The sequence below is a fragment of the uncultured Campylobacter sp. genome, assembly GCF_947255105.1.
Classification (GTDB): Bacteria; Campylobacterota; Campylobacteria; order Campylobacterales; family Campylobacteraceae; genus Campylobacter_B.
This window is the reverse complement of sequence record NZ_CAMYFP010000004.1, coordinates 1-18,302: the sequence shown is the minus strand read 5'-3', so window position 1 is coordinate 18,302 and position 18,302 is coordinate 1. Positions and strand designations below refer to the sequence as shown.

Annotated in this window: 18 protein-coding genes and 1 pseudogene; 14 read left to right on the top strand and 5 right to left on the bottom strand. The window is 34.1% G+C overall.

From position 1 onward, the window contains the following. Positions 1 to 25: 25 nt before the first annotated feature. Positions 26 to 1,204, bottom strand: a complete 1,179-nt coding sequence (locus Q0X52_RS03290) for an MFS transporter (RefSeq protein WP_297574825.1) — start codon at positions 1,202 to 1,204, stop codon at positions 26 to 28. 284 nt (positions 1,205 to 1,488) lie between these two features. On the opposite strand from Q0X52_RS03290, the gene Q0X52_RS03285 reads away from it, so the two are divergent. From Q0X52_RS03285 to Q0X52_RS03220, 14 genes are all read left to right on the top strand, one after another. After that, positions 1,489 to 2,658 carry a hydrogenase small subunit gene (locus tag Q0X52_RS03285; protein ID WP_297574822.1) on the top strand — a complete coding sequence of 390 codons (1,170 nt, stop codon included), beginning with the start codon at positions 1,489 to 1,491 and terminating at the stop codon, positions 2,656 to 2,658. Next, positions 2,643 to 4,361: a nickel-dependent hydrogenase large subunit gene (locus Q0X52_RS03280; protein WP_297574820.1), complete on the top strand. Its 1,719-nt coding sequence runs from the start codon at positions 2,643 to 2,645 to the stop codon at positions 4,359 to 4,361. Before Q0X52_RS03285 ends, Q0X52_RS03280 begins: the two co-directional genes overlap by 16 nt. A gap of 10 nt (positions 4,362 to 4,371) precedes the next feature. Further along, on the top strand, positions 4,372 to 5,046 hold the full coding sequence (cybH, locus tag Q0X52_RS03275; protein ID WP_297574818.1) for a Ni/Fe-hydrogenase, b-type cytochrome subunit: 675 nt from the start codon (positions 4,372 to 4,374) through the stop codon (positions 5,044 to 5,046). A gap of 3 nt (positions 5,047 to 5,049) precedes the next feature. Further along, positions 5,050 to 5,577: a HyaD/HybD family hydrogenase maturation endopeptidase gene (locus tag Q0X52_RS03270; protein WP_297574816.1), complete on the top strand. Its 528-nt coding sequence runs from the start codon at positions 5,050 to 5,052 to the stop codon at positions 5,575 to 5,577. Then, positions 5,564 to 7,072: a hypothetical protein gene (locus Q0X52_RS03265; RefSeq protein ID WP_297574814.1), complete on the top strand. Its 1,509-nt coding sequence runs from the start codon at positions 5,564 to 5,566 to the stop codon at positions 7,070 to 7,072. The genes Q0X52_RS03270 and Q0X52_RS03265 overlap by 14 nt, the downstream gene beginning before the upstream one ends. Then, on the top strand, positions 7,062 to 9,293 hold the full coding sequence (gene hypF / locus Q0X52_RS03260) for a carbamoyltransferase HypF (protein WP_297575143.1): 2,232 nt from the start codon (positions 7,062 to 7,064) through the stop codon (positions 9,291 to 9,293). Before Q0X52_RS03265 ends, hypF begins: the two co-directional genes overlap by 11 nt. 42 nt (positions 9,294 to 9,335) lie before the next feature. After that, positions 9,336 to 10,055 (top strand): hydrogenase nickel incorporation protein HypB, encoded by a 720-nt coding sequence (gene hypB / locus Q0X52_RS03255; RefSeq protein WP_297574812.1) that lies wholly within the window; start codon positions 9,336 to 9,338, stop codon positions 10,053 to 10,055. After that, the gene (locus tag Q0X52_RS03250; RefSeq protein ID WP_297574810.1) at positions 10,055 to 10,351 is read left to right on the top strand and encodes a HypC/HybG/HupF family hydrogenase formation chaperone; all 297 of its coding nucleotides are present in this window, start codon (positions 10,055 to 10,057) and stop codon (positions 10,349 to 10,351) included. The genes hypB and Q0X52_RS03250 overlap by 1 nt, the downstream gene beginning before the upstream one ends. Continuing rightward, entirely contained in the window at positions 10,335 to 11,423 is a 1,089-nt protein-coding gene (hypD, locus tag Q0X52_RS03245; protein ID WP_297574808.1) for a hydrogenase formation protein HypD, read from the top strand. The genes Q0X52_RS03250 and hypD overlap by 17 nt, the downstream gene beginning before the upstream one ends. Continuing rightward, positions 11,420 to 12,382, top strand: a complete 963-nt coding sequence (locus Q0X52_RS03240) for a DUF3137 domain-containing protein (protein WP_297574806.1) — start codon at positions 11,420 to 11,422, stop codon at positions 12,380 to 12,382. The genes hypD and Q0X52_RS03240 overlap by 4 nt, the downstream gene beginning before the upstream one ends. 9 nt (positions 12,383 to 12,391) lie before the next feature. Next, entirely contained in the window at positions 12,392 to 13,387 is a 996-nt protein-coding gene (gene hypE, locus Q0X52_RS03235) for a hydrogenase expression/formation protein HypE (protein ID WP_297574804.1), read from the top strand. Then, the gene (gene hypA, locus Q0X52_RS03230; protein ID WP_297574802.1) at positions 13,387 to 13,728 is read left to right on the top strand and encodes a hydrogenase maturation nickel metallochaperone HypA; all 342 of its coding nucleotides are present in this window, start codon (positions 13,387 to 13,389) and stop codon (positions 13,726 to 13,728) included. Before hypE ends, hypA begins: the two co-directional genes overlap by 1 nt. A 178-nt stretch (positions 13,729 to 13,906) precedes the next feature. Continuing rightward, a complete protein-coding gene (locus Q0X52_RS03225; RefSeq protein ID WP_297574800.1) occupies positions 13,907 to 15,292 on the top strand; it encodes an AAA family ATPase in 1,386 nt (461 codons plus the stop codon). Further along, positions 15,267 to 16,466: an McrC family protein gene (locus Q0X52_RS03220; RefSeq protein WP_297574798.1), complete on the top strand. Its 1,200-nt coding sequence runs from the start codon at positions 15,267 to 15,269 to the stop codon at positions 16,464 to 16,466. Before Q0X52_RS03225 ends, Q0X52_RS03220 begins: the two co-directional genes overlap by 26 nt. 574 nt (positions 16,467 to 17,040) lie before the next feature. On the opposite strand, the gene Q0X52_RS03215 is transcribed toward Q0X52_RS03220, so the two are convergent. The 4 genes and pseudogenes from Q0X52_RS03215 to Q0X52_RS03200 form a co-directional block, all read right to left on the bottom strand. Further along, positions 17,041 to 17,361 (bottom strand): hypothetical protein, encoded by a 321-nt coding sequence (locus tag Q0X52_RS03215; protein ID WP_297574796.1) that lies wholly within the window; start codon positions 17,359 to 17,361, stop codon positions 17,041 to 17,043. A gap of 19 nt (positions 17,362 to 17,380) precedes the next feature. Beyond that, complete coding sequence (locus Q0X52_RS03210) at positions 17,381 to 17,797, bottom strand: nucleotidyl transferase AbiEii/AbiGii toxin family protein (protein ID WP_297574794.1); 417 nt, start codon at positions 17,795 to 17,797, stop codon at positions 17,381 to 17,383. Next, on the bottom strand, positions 17,794 to 18,096 hold the full coding sequence (locus Q0X52_RS03205) for a hypothetical protein (protein ID WP_297574792.1): 303 nt from the start codon (positions 18,094 to 18,096) through the stop codon (positions 17,794 to 17,796). The genes Q0X52_RS03210 and Q0X52_RS03205 overlap by 4 nt, the downstream gene beginning before the upstream one ends. 13 nt (positions 18,097 to 18,109) lie before the next feature. Further along, a pseudogene (locus tag Q0X52_RS03200) lies at positions 18,110 to 18,302 on the bottom strand (Fic family protein); the annotation flags it as partial.

Below are 18,302 nucleotides of genomic sequence, written 5' to 3'. Positions count from 1 at the left end.
TATGAGTGAGCTGTTTAAGTTAAGGTCAAAAGACGATTTTTAAAAAGCGCTTTTTATTAAAACTCATATAGATAAAAATAGCTATATTGATGATGAGAAATAGCAAAAACATCATCTCATATCCAAATTTAGTAGCAACGACTCCGCCAACAACAGCTCCAACTCCAATACCGCCATCAAAGCCTGTAAAAAAGGTAGCATTTGCCACGCCTTTTCTGTTGGGTGGTGCCAAAAGCACAGCCATACTTTGAAGCGAGAGATGAAGCACGCCAAAGCCAACTCCATAAAAAAAGGCACAAGCAATTAATAGGGCAAAGCTCTTTAAAAAGAGTAGCATTGCACTAGAGATTATCAAAAATACCATTGCAAATGGAACTAAGAAAAAGCCAGATCTATCTATAATCACCCCAGAAACGGGTCTAACTACCAATAAAGTTATGGCAAAAACTATAAAAAACATTCCTACATTTTTGATGCCGTTTGCATTGGCATAGAGAACTATAAAGGTCACAATCGCCCCATAACTAAGCGTTATAAAAAAGATAAGTGCCGATGGAAAGAGGGATTTTTTTTCGATGAGATTTTTTATATCAATTTTTGCCCTGTTTTGGCTAAATTTATAAAAAAGCGGCTCTTTTCTTTTTATCTTAAGTAGCAAAAATATAAGTGCACAAAGCAGGCAAAGAGCGCTGCTTAAGTAGGCAACTAGTTTAAACTCGCCCACCTCCATCGCCCAAAGCCCGACATATGGACCAATCGCCAAACCAAGACTGATGGAGAGTCCAAAAATTCCCATTCCCTTTCCAAAGTGCTCTTTTGGAATGATATCTGTAGCTATTGTTGAGTTTGAAGTTCCAAGGCAACCCCAGCCAATGCCCTGTATAAGCCTGATTGCAAAGATAATTGAGATGTAGGCAAACCACTCATAGCCAAGTGTTGAGATGACAAAGATAACAATTCCAAAATAAAAGGCACCCCAACGTCCATATTCGTCCATAAATTTACCACAAAATACTCTAGAGGCTAGAGATGAAAAGGTAAAAATAGCCATCATCGCACCGACAGCCCACTGTTTGCCGCCAAGTTTTGCTATGTAGAGTGGTAGAGTTGGAAGTAGCATTTGAAAGGCACTAAAGAGTAAAAGAGTACCAACAAATGCCAAAAAAAGTTCATATTTCCAGTTGCTATAGTCTGCCTTACTCAAATTTATCGCCTTTTGTTTTGATGTGGGGTTTAAATTTATCTCTTTTATCTATTTTTGTCAAACAAAGGCTGAAATTTAGATAGAAAATTTAATCTTATTTAGCTCAAATTTAGGTGCTTTTACCTCTAAATTTGACTCGATAATTTTTACAAATAATCATTCCTAATAATAATTATTATAAAGATAATATAATATTTAACAACTAATTAAATAATATTTTATTCAATTAAGGCGCTAAATGATAAAATCACATAAGCATTAAGCTGCGATGAAAGGAGGCTAAGATGCAAAATAGCGAGTTAATGGATAAGATCACCAAAAGACTTGATCTAGTAGAAAAGTTGTCTAAATTTAAAGAGGGCTCTATAAGATCTCTTGCCAAAGAGCATGGTTTTTCAAGGAGAGATTTTTTAAAGTGGTCAGGGGCAATGAGTGCTATGCTTGGACTTCCTGCTGCCTTTGCGCCGACTGTTGCAAGAGCTGCCGAGCTAAGCGATAGAGTGCCTGTTATTTGGCTTCATATGGCAGAATGCACAGGATGCAGTGAAGCACTTCTAAGAACAGACACGCCAACTCTTGATAGTTTGATTTTTGACTATATAAGCCTAGAATACCACGAAACAGTGATGGCAGCAGCAGGCTGGCAAGCTGAAGAAAATCTAGAAAATGCCATAGAAAAATATAAAGGTAGATATATTCTCATGGTAGAGGGTGGAATTCCTGCTGGAGAGAGCGAGTTTTTCCTAACAGTAGGACCACACGGCACAACAGGAGCGAAACATTGCAAAATTGCGAGCAAAGATGCAGCGGCCATTTTTGCCATAGGAACCTGTTCTAGCTTTGGAGGAGTTCAAGCGGCCTATCCTAATCCAACCAACTCCAAACCACTTAGTAAAATTGTAGATAAACCAATTATAAATGTTCCCGGCTGTCCACCAAGTGAGAAAAATATAGTAGGAACCTTGCTTCACTTTATATTATTTGGCACACTTCCGCCAGTTGATAACTATGCTCGTCCAAAATGGGCTTATGAACATAGAATCCACGATTTGTGCGAAAGAAGAGGAAGATTTGATGCTGGAGAATTTGTCCATAGTTTTGGCGATGAGGGGGCAAAAGATGGATATTGTCTCTACAAAGTAGGTTGCAAAGGTCCATATACATTTAACAACTGCTCAAAAGAGCGCTTCAACCAACACACATCATGGCCAATTCAAGCAGGTCATGGCTGTATAGGTTGCTCTGAACCTGATTTTTGGGATAGAATGGCACCATTTGAAGAGCCGCTTACCAATAGATTGTTTCATACTGTATTTAACGGACTTGGAGCAGATGCAACAGCCGATAAGATAGGTATTGGCGTTTTAGCGCTTACTGGTGTTGGAGTAGCCGCTCACGCAGTTATTGCCTCAGCAAAGAAAAATAAAGGAGATGAGTCATGTCACAAAGAGTAGTAATAGACCCACTAACTAGGATAGAAGGACATCTAAGAATAGAGGTAGTTGTAGATGAAAACAACGTTGTAAAAGAGGCATATAGTGGCTCAACTCTATGGAGAGGATTAGAGCTTATTGTAAAGGGAAGAGATCCAAGAGATGTAGGTTTTATCATGCAAAGGATTTGCGGAGTTTGCACCTATTCTCACTATAAAGCAGGTATTATGGCAGTAGAAAATGCTTTGGGCATAACTCCACCGCTAAATGCAACACTTACGAGAACACTTATGAGTAATACTCTTTTTTTACATGACCACGTAGTTCATTTCTATCAACTTCATGCACTTGATTTTGTAGATGTTGTAAGTGCTTTGAGTGCCGATCCGTACGCAGCTAGCCAAGAGGCATTTAAATATACAGATCTTCCATATGCGTGTGGTGCTGATCATCTCAAAGCTGTGCAACAAAGAGTTAAAACTTTTGTAGAAAAGGGAGCCCTTGGTCCATTTGCCAATGCTTACTGGGGACATGCAACCTATAAATTTAGCCCTGAGCAAAACCTTATAGCACTCTCTCACTATCTTGAGTGTCTAAGACTTCAAAGAACTGTAGCTCAAGCAATGGCTATATTTGGTGGTAAAAACCCTCACCCTCAAAGTCTAACAGTTGGCGGTGTAACTTGTGTAATGGATATTTTAAGCCCTGCAAGACTTGGCGAGTATCTAGTTAAATTTCAAGAGGTGGCTGAGTTTATAAATAGAGCATATTATGCTGACCTAGTTATGGCAGGAATTGCTTATGCAAATGAACCTAGCGTTGTAAATGATGTTGGTGTTGCAAACTTATGGACTCACAAAGAGCTTCCAATCTCAAGAAATGAGTGGCTATTTGATAGTGGAATTATACTCAATGGAGATTTATCTAAAGTTTATGAGCTTGATGAAGACAAAATTACCGAAGTGGCAACTCACGCATGGTATAAAAATGACGCAGCACTTCACCCTTATGATGGAGAAGAAGAGCCACACTACACAGGCTTTGTAAATGAAGATACCATAAATGCCCAAGGCGAGCTTGTAAAGACTAAAGTCTTTGACACCAAAGGTAAATATAGCTGGATAAAGGCACCTAGATATGACAATAAGCCTATGCAAGTTGGTCCTTTGGCAAATATAGCCATCAATTATGCAAAGGGCAACAAATATATCGTTCCTATAGTTGATGAATATTTGAGCAAAACAGGACTTCCAGTTGAGGCGATACTTTCAACTCTTGGAAGAACAGCATGTAGAATGCTAGAGGCAAAAACTATTGCCAACCACGGACTTATAGCATTTAATAATTTAGTCGAAAATATAAAAAGTGGCGATGAGGATACTTGTGCAAAATATGTTATTGACAAAAACAAAGAGTATAAAGGTCGCTACATCGGCAATGTTCCAAGAGGCACTTTGAGCCACTGGGTCAGAATTAAAAATGGTGTTGTAGAAAACTGGCAAGCAGTAGTTCCATCTACATGGAATGCAAGTCCAAAAGATGCAAAAGGTCAGATGGGAAGTTATGAAGCTTGTCTTATAGGGGTAAAATTGGCTGACCTAAAGCAACCTTTAGAGATTGTTAGAAAAATTCACTCATATGACCCTTGTATTGCGTGTGCTGTGCATGTGATGGATACTAAAGGCAATGAGTTAAGCAGCTATAAGGTAAATCCAAATATATAAGGAGAGAGAGATGAGTTGCGAAAAAAAGCGTGTAGCAGAGTATGAGTTTTCTATTGGATATAGGCTTACGCATTGGATAAGGTTTATCTGTATTACTGTGCTTGTCGTGAGTGGTCTCTACATCGCTTATGTATTCCAAAGTCCAAATATTAGCGATGAGCCGGTGCTTTTTATGCAGGCAAAGTGGAGATTTGTCCATCTTGTTTTTGGCTTTGTTCTAATAGCAGCGGCAATTTATAAAACCTATCTTTTCTTTTTTGATGGCCTTAGCCACAAAGAGAGAGTCAGTATCAAAGATTTTTTTAGTCCAAAAGTATGGATAGGTCAGATAAAATACTATCTATTTATGGGAGAGCATCCGCATTTAAGGGGAGTTTATAATCCTCTTCAATTTGCCTCATATCTTCTGTTTTATGTTGTGCTTTTTATCATCTGTCTTACTGGACTTATCCTTTATATACACATCTATCATGATGGTCTTGGAGGCTTTTTATATCCTTTGCTTAGACCATTTGAAGTGATGATGGGCGGACTTGCCAATGTTAGAGTTTTTCACCATATAGCTATGGATGTGATACTTATATTTGTGCCAATTCATGTGTATATGGCGATATTTAACGCTATAAAGGGTGGCAACGGGGAGATGGATGCTATAATTAGCGGATATAAATTTCCAAAGGAGTAGAGTTTGAAACTTCTTGTCCTTGGCGTTGGCAATGTAATGTTTATGGATGAGGGCATAGGCGTTCATCTTTGTAAGCTTTTGGAGAGAAATTATAGTTTTCATAGCAAAGATCACACCATTGAGTTTGTAGACGGTGGGACTTTGGCTATGAGACTTATCCCGATAATGGCTGAGTTTGACTCTGTTTTGTTGCTTGATTGTATCGATGCAACTGGCGGCGAAGTTGGTGATGTCTATTTTTTTGACTATAAAGATATGCCCAAGAATTTAAGCTGGAGTGGCTCAGCCCACGAGATAGAGATGCTTCAAACTCTGAAATTTATGGAAATAGCAGGCGATTTGCCAAGGACAAAAATCATAGGTATTATTCCAAAGCGTATAGAAGAGCCGGGTTTTGAGATTAGCGATGAGATAAAAGCAGGTGTTAGCCTAATGGAAAAAACAGCCCTAAAATACCTAAAAGAGCTGGGTTTTTCTATAGAAAAAAAAGACAACAAAACAATACAAGAGATGGCAGATGAGTTTAAATAACAACATAGGAATAGTTTATGAGTTTGTATATAACAGCAACAACGGAGTTTTAAGCTATTTTTTGGATTTTTATGCTAAAAAGTTTGACCTAAAATACAGCATAACCAAAGAAAATGAGCTTCTTAGACTTTTTGTAAGTGGCGATAAAGATGAGGTTGTTAAATTTAATGACTCTTCGATGAACTGCATTCCAAATTCAATATTTTTAAAAAAAAGTAGCGTAAATGAGTGGGAAAAAGAGCTACCAAAGAGTAGTAATTTTTTCTCAAGTCCTTATGCAAATATTACTCCATCGGTCCTAAAGGCCTATGGCAAAGGTGAGCTTATAGCTAATGAATACTCTATCTTTAGCAATTTATCTATAAAAAAAGATGATAAATTTATAAAAATTACCAAAGAGAACTTTGACTCAAATTTAGACTACGCAACAAGAGCTCTGCAACACAACCAAGAGCTTTTTTTAAAAGATGAAGATGGAGCCTCTTTTAGCCTACTTTTGGATATTGTCTTTGATGATGGCAACATTTTAATGCCAACTTCAGTTTTGAATTTGTCCAAACTCTTTGTCTGCGATGAGTCAACTTTGATAGCCTTAAATAGTTTTGAAAAACCTGTGATAAATTTAAGAGTATCAGAAGTTTATAAAGGCAAAAATCGCAATGCTCCAAGTTTTTTTGACTTAAAGTTGGCTGATGATCTATTTTTGTTTGCACTTGCTACCTCTCTAAAGGATATAGCACCATTTTTAACTCTAAAAAACTTAGCACAAGATCCCAAAATAGCACTTTTAGAAGATGATTTTCTAATTATTAAAAACTCTAAATTTATCCTTCCAGATGAGAAAAGTAGTGATAAGTTTAAACTCAAAGTGGCGGAGTTAAATTTACAAAAGCCAGTTGTTGTAAAAATAGAGCTAAACAAAAACAGAGATGATGAGATATCGCTTTTTAAAGATGGCGCTTTTATAGAGCTTCTAAAACTTCCTGCTATCAATGGCAGCGATGAGTTAAAAGAGCAGATTTTAAAAGACAAAGTTGGCAAAACTCTTTTTGAAAACTACACAAAAGAGTTTAAATTTCAAAGCTTTAACAAAGATAGCTTTAGAAGTTTTTACTCATATTTTGAGCTTGCCTCTAGGCTATTTTTTGAAAAAGATGCTAGTAAGCTTATAGAAAATGCAAAGCTTTTTAGAGGCAAAAAAGGTCCAAAGATAGACTACAAAGAGGGCTTTGAAAGTGAGTTTTGTGTCGATAAATTTATAAGAAGTGGTATGAGTTTTAGACTTGGCGGATGTGATGATGAGAGCCTTAGTTTTGGATATGTTGAGTCGCTTATCATCTATCTTGACTCATTTTTGGACGAGCTAAAAAAACAGGTTGAGTTTAATGCTGTTATTTTGCAAGGCGAGCTTTTTAGTGAGCCTTTGTTTGCAAATTTGGCCAAAAAACTCATCTCTAGCTACCACAACATCAACTTTTGTCACTATGAGCTTTGAAAAGACCTATAAATTTGAGATAAGTGGCGCTGTTCAAGGAGTTGGTTTTAGACCATATATCTACAAATTAGCCACTGCTTTTGGTATAAAAGGCGAAGTTTATAATGACGCGCAAGGTGTAAAAATCATCTTAAATACCGCCGATCCAGCGAAGTTTTCCAAAGCCATTCTTAACGCTCTTCCGCCTCTTTCAAGAGTTGATGAGATAAAAGTTACCCAGATAGAGAAAAGAGAGTTTGAAAACTTTTCTATCGTAGAGTCAAAAATAGGGCAAAAAACTGCACCAATTCTTCCTGATTTTGCCATATGCGATGAATGCAAGGCTGAGTTTTATGACAAAAATAACAGACGCTATCACTATCCATTTATAAACTGCACCAATTGTGGTCCGCGCTTTTCTATCATCAAAAAACTTCCATATGATAGACAAAACACAACAATGGATAAGTTTAAGATGTGTGATGAGTGTAGGGCTGAGTATGAAGAGCCGCTAAATAGACGCTTTCACGCAGAGCCAATCTCTTGTGCGAGTTGTGGTCCAAAGCTTTTTTTAAAAGATAGAGATGGCGCTGTTTTAAAAGGGGGTAGCGAGGCAGTTGGCGAAGTTGCTAAGATGTTAAAAGAGGGCAGGGTTGTAGCGATAAAGGGAATTGGCGGTTTTCATTTGGTTTGTGATGCTACAAATAGCGCTGTTATAAAAAGAGTTAGAGAGAGCAAAAATCGCCCTTTTAAGCCATTTGCCATCATGTGTAAAGATCTTTTTATGGCAGAAAAAATTGCAGTTATTGACAAAGATGAAAAAGAGCTTTTAGACTCAAAAATAAAGCCAATAGTTATCTTAAAAGTGAAAAAGAGCGCTTTACCGCCAAATTTAGCCCCAAATTTAGACAAAATTGCTATATTTTTGCCACCAACTGCGCTTCATCTACTTTTGTTTGAGATGATAGACTTCCCAATCATCGCAACAAGTGCCAATATAAGCGGCGAGCCAATTATCTATAACCAAGAAGAGCTGTTAAAAAAACTTAAAAATAGTATTGATTTTATACTTGACAATGATAGAGAGATAGTAAATCCAAGCGATGATTCACTTGCCTTTGTGGTCGGTGGAAAGGCTCATTTTTTGCGAACTTCAAGGGGAATTAGACCAAAGATAGTTAAAAGCGATTTTGATATCAAGGGGACTTTTTTGGCTTTGGGTGCTGAACTTAAAAATGAGTTTTGTATCTACAAAGATGGACTTTTGTTTCTATCGCCCTATATTGGCGATCTAAAAAGTGCTGAGACAAAAAGACGCTTTTACTCAATTTTAGAACTTTTCAAAAAAAGATATGAGCTTAAATTTGACCTTATTTTAGCTGACAAACATCCAGGCTTTTGGCTAAGCAAGGAGTTTTTAAAGAGAGGATATAGGATAGAAAAGATCCAGCACCATTACGCACATCTACTTTCAAATTTATATGAAAATTTGCTTTTAGGAAGTGGCAAAAAGTTTTTGGGCTTTTGTTTTGATGGGACTGGATATGGAGATGATGGCGCCATTTGGGGCGGAGAGGTCTTTGTTTTTGATGAGTTTAGCTATGAAAGAGTTTTGAAATTTGATGAGTTTTTTTTAGTTGGTGGCGACGAGACTATCAAAAACCCAGCGCTAATTGCCTATTTGCTTCTTAAAAGTTTAGGAGTTGATGATGAAGAGCTAAAGTCTAGGCTAGATCCTTTTTTACAAAAAAACATAGATAAAGTTTATGAGAAAAGAGGGGTAAAAACTAGCTCTGTTGGCAGAATCTTTGACGCCTTTGGAGCCTTTGCTTTGGGCTTTTATGATAGCAGTTATGATGGGCAGATTGGTATGCAAATCGAGTCTTTGTATGATGAGAGTATCAAGTCAAGCTATAAATTTAGCATAGAAGATGACAAAATTGTCTATAAAAATGCCTTTTTGAAAAGTAGTGAGCCAAAAGAGGTAAAAGCTAGTAAATTTATAAACTCATTTGTAGAGATTATTGTCCAAATCGCCAAGACAAAGGGACTTGATGTGATTTTGAGCGGCGGAGTTTTTCAAAACCAAACTTTAATGAAGCTTTTATCAAAAGAGTTTAAAAAAGAAAATATCGTCTACTACACTAACAAAGAGATTCCAACAAACGATAGTGGCATTGCTTTGGGGCAGATGATACATAAACTTTCTCTTCTAAAAAGAGCTAAGTTTGGTCAAATTTAAGTTGATATTTTGTGTTATAATAATCAAAAAAAAGGAGTCAAAATGTGTAAAGATTGTGGCTGTAGCATAACTGGTGAAGAGCACCATCATCACCATCATCCAGAGTTAAATGAGAAAAAAACAGTTGAGGTAATAACCAAGATTTTAGACAAAAATGACAAAGAGGCACATCACAACAGAGAACATCTTGATGAGCATGGAATTTTTTGTATAAATTTGATGAGTAGTCCAGGAAGTGGCAAAACTACACTACTTGAGGCAACTATAAAAAAAAGTGATTTTAAAATAGGCGTTGTAGAGGGCGATTTGGAAACAAACAAAGATGCAAACCGCATTATAAAAGCGGGCGCAAAAGCCTATCAGATAACCACCGGTCAAACTTGCCATTTAGACGCTTTTATGGTTCATGAAGGACTTCATCATCTACCACTAAATGAGCTTGATGTTGTCTTTATAGAAAATGTCGGCAACCTTGTCTGCCCTGCAAGTTATGAGCTTGGGGCACATTTGGATGTTGTGCTTTTGAGTGTGCCAGAAGGTAGTGATAAGGTGGCAAAATATCCAGTAATGTTTCGAAAAGCAGATCTTATCATCATCACCAAAACCTCTCTTTTGGAGCATTTTAACTTTGATATAGAAGAGGTCAAAAACGAAGCTAGAAAACTCAATCCAAAAGTAGATGTTATAACACTTGATAGCATAAGTGGCGATGGAGTTGATAGGTGGATTTCATATATTAAATTTAAAAAAGAGTTAAGATAATGTGTCTTAGCATACCTTCAAAAATCATCTCTATAGATGAAAACAACTTCGCAACAGTGGAGACTCTTGGCGTAAAAAGGGGAGTTAGTCTAGATCTTATAAGCGAAAAGCTCGAAGTTGGCGACTATGTTTTGATACATGTTGGGTTTGCGATGTCTAAGATCGACAAAGAGTATGCCAAAGAGAGTCTTAAAATTTATGAAGAGATAGCCAAAAATATGTCAAGTGGCGAGATAGACCAAAAAGAGGGCGATATGGGCTTGGAAGAGATGATAAAAGATGGATCTCATAAATGACTTTAGAGACAAAAGATATGTTTTATCTTTGAGCTCTACTATAAACAAAACATTAACTAGCAAGATAAATATCATGGAGATATGCGGCGGGCATACTCATAGTATCATGAAGTTTGCACTTCCAAAACTACTTGATGAGCGGATAAATTTCATCCATGGCCCGGGCTGTCCAGTCTGCGTTATGCCGCAATCCAGAGTCGATCAAGCAATAAAACTCTCAGCCAGAGATGATGTTATCCTTGCTACTTTGGCTGATATGTTAAGAGTGCCAGGAAGTAGTAGCACCTTGTCCAAACAAAGGGCGATTGGAGCCGATGTTAGGGCGCTTTATACGCCGATGGATCTGTTGAAAATAGCCAAAGAAAATCCAACAAAAAATGTTGTCTTTTTTGCTATAGGCTTTGAAACTACTGCCCCAATGACCTGCGTTGTTATACAAAAGGCCTTAGAACTTGGAATAACAAATTTATTTTTTCACATCAACCATGTAACTGTGCCAAACACCATAGGAGCTATTTTAAAAGATGACAAAGATGTCCATATTGACGGCTTTATAGCGCCATCTCACGTAAGCGTTATTACAGGAAGTAAAATTTATGAAGAGATAGCAACTAGATATAAAAGACCATTTGCTGTGAGTGGATTTGAGCCAGTTGATATACTTGATGGTATCTTAAATTTAGTAAAACAGCACCAAAATGGGACTTTTGAAGTCTATAATGAGTACAAAAGAGTTGTGTTTCCAGAGGGCAATGTTAAGGCAAAGGAGCTTATAGGGAGATATTTCAGGCCTTGTGACTTTGAGTGGCGAGGACTTGGAGTGATACCAAATAGCGCCTATGAGCTAAAAGATGAGTTTGATTTTATAAATGCCAAGGTTAAATTTGACTGTTCTGTAGAAAAGCATAAAGAAAACAGCGCCTGTATCTGCCCAGAGATTTTAAGGGGAAGAGCAAAACCAAATGAGTGCAAACTCTTTTCCAAAGTTTGCAATCCGCAGCACCCAATAGGCTCTTGTATGGTCTCAAGTGAGGGAGCTTGCGCGGCCTATTATAAATATAAAAAGATATGAAAATTAGAGTAGAAGAGTTTGAAGAGAAGCGAAAAAAGATATTAAAAGAGGCTATTTTTAACTATAGATTTTACGCTTTTTTAGTCCCGCTTCTTATAATAGTAATTTTGCTCATTTATGACTATCTTTGTGACTATTTTCCATCTTTAGTAATCCTTTATAAACTACCTTATGATGAGTATGGATATGGTAATTTTGTGGATAAAATAGGAGCTTTGATAGCAATACCCTGTTTTGCGCTCATATTTATCTTTTCACAACTTTATTATTATCACTTCAAAGAAAAAAAGTTAAATTTCAGCTATATCATAAAAGAAAAAATCATTTCAGAATTTTTTAAAGAGTATGTTTATACGCCGCAAAAAGGTCTTGGAAGTGACTTTATAAATGAAACTGAAATTTATGCTTATAATATTTTTATAACGCATGATTTGATAAAAGGTCTGTATAAAGGAAGTGAGTTTGAGTTTTGTATCGTAGAAACTTATGAAGAAAAACATTATTCAAGCAGTAAAATCGGAAAAATAATAGAACTTGCAAAACAGGTCAAATATGAGCTTTCTAAATTTCAAGGTGTAGTTTTGGGTTTTGATATCGGTAAAAAATTTAGTTCAAAAACTATAATTGTAGATAGGTCTTACAACACAAAAATAGACGGTAAAAAAGAGATTTTGGATAACAGAGAGTTCAATGAAGAATTTAGAATTTTTAGCGATGATGAGATAGAGGCAAGATATCTGCTTGATTTTTTATCTATGGAAAAAATCATAAGGTTTCAAAAAGAAAAAGGTCACCAAAGTGCAAGCTTTGCCTTTATAAATGGTAAGTTTTATCTATTTTTAAATGGATATTACTTTGACTATAAACCGTCATTTTTATATAGATTGAATGAAGAAGAGATAAAAAAATTTGTAGATAATATAACAGAAGTGATAGGTTTTATAGATTATTTTAAATAGGAGTAAATTTTGAAAGAACAAATTCTTTTAAGTCACGGCGGTGGCGGTGAAGAGATGAATGCTTTGATAAATAATATAATTTTCAAAGCTTTTGATAATGAAATTTTAAAAAGTGCAAATGATGCGGCGATCTTAAATTTAGCTCCAAATATCGCCTTTACAAGTGACTCTTTTGTTGTTAGTCCTCTGTTTTTTCCAGGCGGCGATATTGGCAAGATTGCAGTTTGTGGCACGATAAATGACCTTGCTATGGTTGGAGCTAGTGCGAAGTATTTGAGCTGCTCTTTGATAATAGAAGAAGGCTTTAGCATAGAAGAGCTAAAAAAGATTTTGCACTCAATGCAAAAAGAGGCTAGTAAAAACGATGTTTGCATAGTTTGTGGCGATACAAAGGTAGTGCCAAAAGGCAAGGCTGATGGTCTTTTTATCAACACTGCAGGCATCGGAGAGATAATCAAAAAAAACATCATAACTAGCAATCTAAAAGTTGGCGCCAAAATCTTGCTAAGTGGCGACATAGCAAGGCATGGGGGCGTTATAGTTGCCTTAAGGGATGAACTTGAGCTACAAAGCGATCTTAAAAGCGATTGTAAGAGTTTGAAAAATGTAGTTTTGGAGCTACTAAACAATAATATTGTGCCACTTTGTATGAGAGATGCTACAAGAGGCGGTTTGAGTGCTGTGTTAAATGAGTGGGCTACACAAAACAACTTAGAGATTGTCATAGATGAAGAGAGTGTTAATATCTGCGATGAGGTGCAAGGAATCTGCGAGTTGCTTGGCTTTGAGCCATATGAGCTTGCCAACGAAGGGACCTTTGTTTTGGCGGTTATGCCTGAGTTTGAAAAGAGAGCTTTGGAGATTTTAAAGAGATTTGATAGCAATGCGGCAGTTGTTGGAGAGGTTGTCTCATCTAAAAGAGATGTTGTTTTGATAAAAAACTCTTATGGCGTTTTAAGGTCAATGGAGCCGCCACGTGGCGAACTACTTCCAAGGATTTGTTGATGCATGAACTTTCTATTGTTATAGATCTGGTAGAGCTTTGCGAGCAAAATCTCAAAAAAGAGGGCTTAAAAAGGGTTGAGAAGATAGAGATTGGTATAGGACGGCTTAGCGGAGTTGAGCCTCACTACCTAAAAGAGGCATTTGAAGTCTATAAAGTAGGGACAGTTTGTGCCAAAGCTAGCCTAAAAATTGATATAGATGAGATTGTAGTTAACTGTAAAAATTGCCACCAAAGCTCAACGCTTAAGAAAAATGAATTTCTTTGCCCAAAATGTGGATCAAATGACCTTGAAGTGGTTAGCGGCGAAGATATGATTCTTAAAAAAATCACAATGAGCTAGTTTGAAATTTAACCCTTTAAATTTGAGGGAATGAGTTTAAGCTTTTATCTTAGATTGTTTAAAGATAGTAAGCTTAGGGATTTTGCCTCTAAATTTTTTTAAATATTGATGGAATGGTTTTATAAAAATAGTGTAAATATTTATAGATGGTAAAATAGTTCGTCAATAAGGAGATTTTATGCAAGATAAAAATAAAAACTACTGGCTTATACCAAGCGATCCTGAGTTTTTTAATGCCATTGAGGAATTAAAAAAAAATAAAATTGTCAGCTGGAGTAGTCCTCTTAATGGATTTAAAATAGGCGATATAGTCTATATTTATCTAGCTAAACCAGTTCAATCAATAAAAATAAAAACTAAAATTGTAAAAATAAATGATGATAAAGAATTTGAATTAGAGTTAATTGGCATGTTAGATACAGAGAAATTAAATCTTAATAACCTTCAAAAACATGGACTAAAATCCGCGCAACCAAAGCAGCAAATTCAAAATGAACTGCTTGAATATATTTTAAAGGTTGAAGCAGATAAGGAGAAGTTAAAAATGACAATAGAGCCATTAAACCAAATACTATATGGTCCTCCGGGAACCGGAAAAACATATAGCACAATAAAAAAAGCTATTGAAATAATAGATGGAAAGATTGATAGCAGTGAAGATATGGATGAGTTAAAAAAGAAATTTGATAATTATATAGAAAATGGGCAGATCAAATTTATAACTTTTCATCAAAGCTACTCATACGAAGAGTTTATAGAGGGGTTAAAAGCAGAAAGCGATGAAAATAATAATATAAAATATGAGATAAAAGATGGCGTTTTTAAAGATATTTGCGAAAAAGCCAAAAATATAAAAATAGAATTCAAAAACTATGTTTTAATTATAGATGAGATAAATCGTGGAAATATATCAAAAATTTTTGGTGAGCTTATAACACTTATAGAGCCCTCAAAAAGAATTGGGGCAAAAGATTCTATAGCAGTAGAGTTGCCATACTCAAAAAAGAAATTTGGCGTGCCCTCAAATTTATATATTATAGGCACTATGAATACTGCAGATAGAAGCATAGCCCTTATGGATATGGCCCTTAGAAGGAGATTTGACTTTATAGAGATGATGCCTGATTATAGTTTATTAAAAGACATAAAAATAGATGATATAGAAATAGCCACAATGCTTAAAGCTATAAATGAAAGAATAGAGTGTCTTTATGATAGAGATCACACGATAGGGCATGCTTATTTTATTGGTATTAAAAGTATGGAAGAACTTTCAGATGTGTTTAGAAACAGAATAATTCCGCTTCTTTGTGAGTATTTTTATGATGACTGGGAGAAAATAAGACTTATTTTAGCAGATGATCAAAAAGATGAAAATTGTCAATTTATCAAAGAAAAGGATATTAACTTAGAAGAATTATTTAGTGGAGATTTGGAAGATGTAGTAGAAAAAAAACTGTATGAGATAAACAGCGATGCTTTTAAAAACCCACAAAGCTATATAGAAATTTATCCAAAATCAGATACCAAAGAAAACGATGAGCAGATTGATTCAAATAGTTGAATTTGAAAAGTTATATCAAAAAAATTTTGACAAAAAAGATTTTGACGATATAGAAAATTTTATACTTAAAAATAGTGAAAACACACAGTTTTTAAGGCTTGGAAGTAATTGTAATGGTAAATTTATACAAGCCAAAAATTATGTGGGTGTTTTGCAAACAAAAAGTGGATTTACACTAGAAATTTTGCCTAAAATAGCTAAAAACTCAGATGGAGAAGCATCAAAAAAAATTTTTATAAAAATGCTAAAAACTCTTAAAAATTTTCCATTTAAAATTTCAAATTTTGCCAATCTTGATCTGAAAAAAATGTCTATTTTGGAAATTTTTATAAGTATGTTTTTGGATGAGCTTAGCTCTCTTTTAAAAAAGGGGATAAAAAGTGATTATGTAAATTTTAGTGGTAACCTAAATTTTTTAAAAGGAAAACTTGTAATAAGCGAACAAATAGATAAAAACAATATTCATAAAAATAGATTTTATGTAAAATACGATGAGTTTACAAACGATATAGAGATAAATCAAATCATAAAAACAACACTTGAGTCTTTATATAAAATATCTTCATATATTAAAAATCAGCAAAGAATTAGAAAGTTTTTATTTATGTTTGATGAGGTTTCAAAACATAAAAATTATAAAAATTTTTTTAAGTATTATTGTATAAATCGCCAAACCAAGCATTATGAACAAGCACTTTTATGGTGCAAAATTTTTCTTTTAAAAGAATCTTTTACTCCATATAGTGGGGCTAATCTAGCATTTGCCTTTCTTTTTGATATGAACAGGCTTTTTGAAAATTATGTTGGGAAGTTTATACAAAAAAACTATGAAAATGTAAAGCTTCAGTATTTTAAAAAATATCTTGTAGATAGTCCAAAAAGCTTTAGATTAATACCTGATATTTTTATTGCAGGCGAAAGTAAAATTATAGCCGATACAAAATGGAAAACAGTAGAATCTCCAAAAGAGATATCTCAAGCCGACCTATATCAACTTTATACTTATGGGAAAAAATATAATTGCTATAGGCTATTTTTAATATATCCTAAGGCAATTGATAGGCTGGAAGAAGATCATTATATATTGAAATTTGATGATGAAATGATATTAAAAATTATCTATTTTGATTTAGAAGTAGATGATAAAAACAAAGAGTTGATAGATAGTTTTTAAAAAATAATTGTATTTATTTAAATCCCCTCAAATTTGAGGGTAGATTTCTTTTTTATTTTTCATTTTTATCTCTTTAATAAAGTGAAATCTTTTTTTAAAACAATTAAAAGTGGTTAAAAACATAAATCTTAATTATTTGAATTTGCTATGAAGCACTAGGCGAGTGAGCAGACAGAAAAAATGGCAAAAGCATTAAAAACTATCTTTTTCATTGTCTATTCTTTCTTATGTTTGAGATGTTTATTTCAAAGGTATTACAATCATCTTTGATATTTCCCAAATCTTTTTTAACACTCTAAATATCCAAATTTGAATAATATTCCTTAACTTTAGGATTTTAAATATCATTTTTTCATTAAGATTTCTATCAGAGTAAAATGATATAGTAATCCTTTTAGAGAGGGATAGTGGCGGAATGAGACACTCCTCTCTATCGTCTATTGCAGCTCTAAACTTTGTTTTGCAAAACCCTACCTGTTTTATCTTCATCTTCTAAGTATGATTCTTTAAATATTCTCTCATAGAATTACCTAAATTTAAAAGCTCATCTATTGTAATATGTCCTTATTTGATTTTAATTTATTAAAGTGGCTTTTTTATCATTAAAGGTTGTATTATAAATTTCTCTTATAGCTCTTGGATAATTTGCTACATACTCCTCTTTATCTAGCATTTTTACATATCTTTTTTTTATGCCACTATTTCCTAAAATTTCATTAAAACTATATTTTTTTATATCTTGTTTTTTATTAAAGTAGTGCAATGGGTGCCAATCAGCAATAAGTCCGTTTTCACTAGGTATATTTAGTGCTTCCCACCCTGAAATATAATCTGTTTTATTTAAAATTGTCAATTTGCAAGTTTTTAAAGTGTTATTTGAAATCTCTTGTTTCATTGTCTATTCTTCTTTGAATTTAGGTTTTATCGGTCTCAAACATATTGTTTTTGAAATTTAATACACTTTGTATCAATATATCTCTATCTTTTATCTCAAGTCTATGCAGATCCCCATCTTCAAAATATGTTAAGTTTTTAAGAACTTGCGACGCTGTGAAATCAGTTCCAAAAAAATCAAACATTTTATTTATTCCTTCCTCGATAGTTATTTGTCCTGTTTTTAGGATTTCAACTATATCTATATAGTCCTTATACTCAGCCCTATCAAAGGTTGCTTTTAATTTTGTAGCCAATAGGCTTTTTAAATTTGCAACTTCCAATACATCATCTAAAATTAAGCTATTTTCTTTGATTACAAAATCTATATCTCCAAAAAAAGATAGATTTTTATATATTTCTTTTTGTTCTTGTGGAAGAATCTCATAATGTATCATTTTATATTCCTTGTAGGAAATGGCTTAATATCTAGCTTTAAAAAAGTATGCCAAAATACCCAACTTTTTTTATCAAACCACCCAGCCTCAGCACTATTCAAAACATCTTTTAATCTATCTTTTAAGGATAAAATTACTGCATAATCATCAATATCAGCATATCTCATGGCATAAGCTATTATTTTATTGGGATTGTTTTTTATTAAATACTCTTTGTCATACCAAATATATTTAGAAAGATATTCAATTTTTTCTTTTTCAGACATTTTAGTTCCTTTTTTTAAGGCTATCTTTTTCATTGTTTATTCTTTCTTATGTTTTTGTTTGACCTACTACATCTAAAATAAATTTTGCTGTTTCTTTTATTTCTTTTTGTATAAAAGTCACAATATCAGAAAAATCTTCGTTGTCTCCTACATTTTCTAAAGCCTCGTAATAATCAGCCCTATTCTCTTTTTTAATGATTGCCATAGGATAACCAACTTTTAATAATTCAGTATTTAAT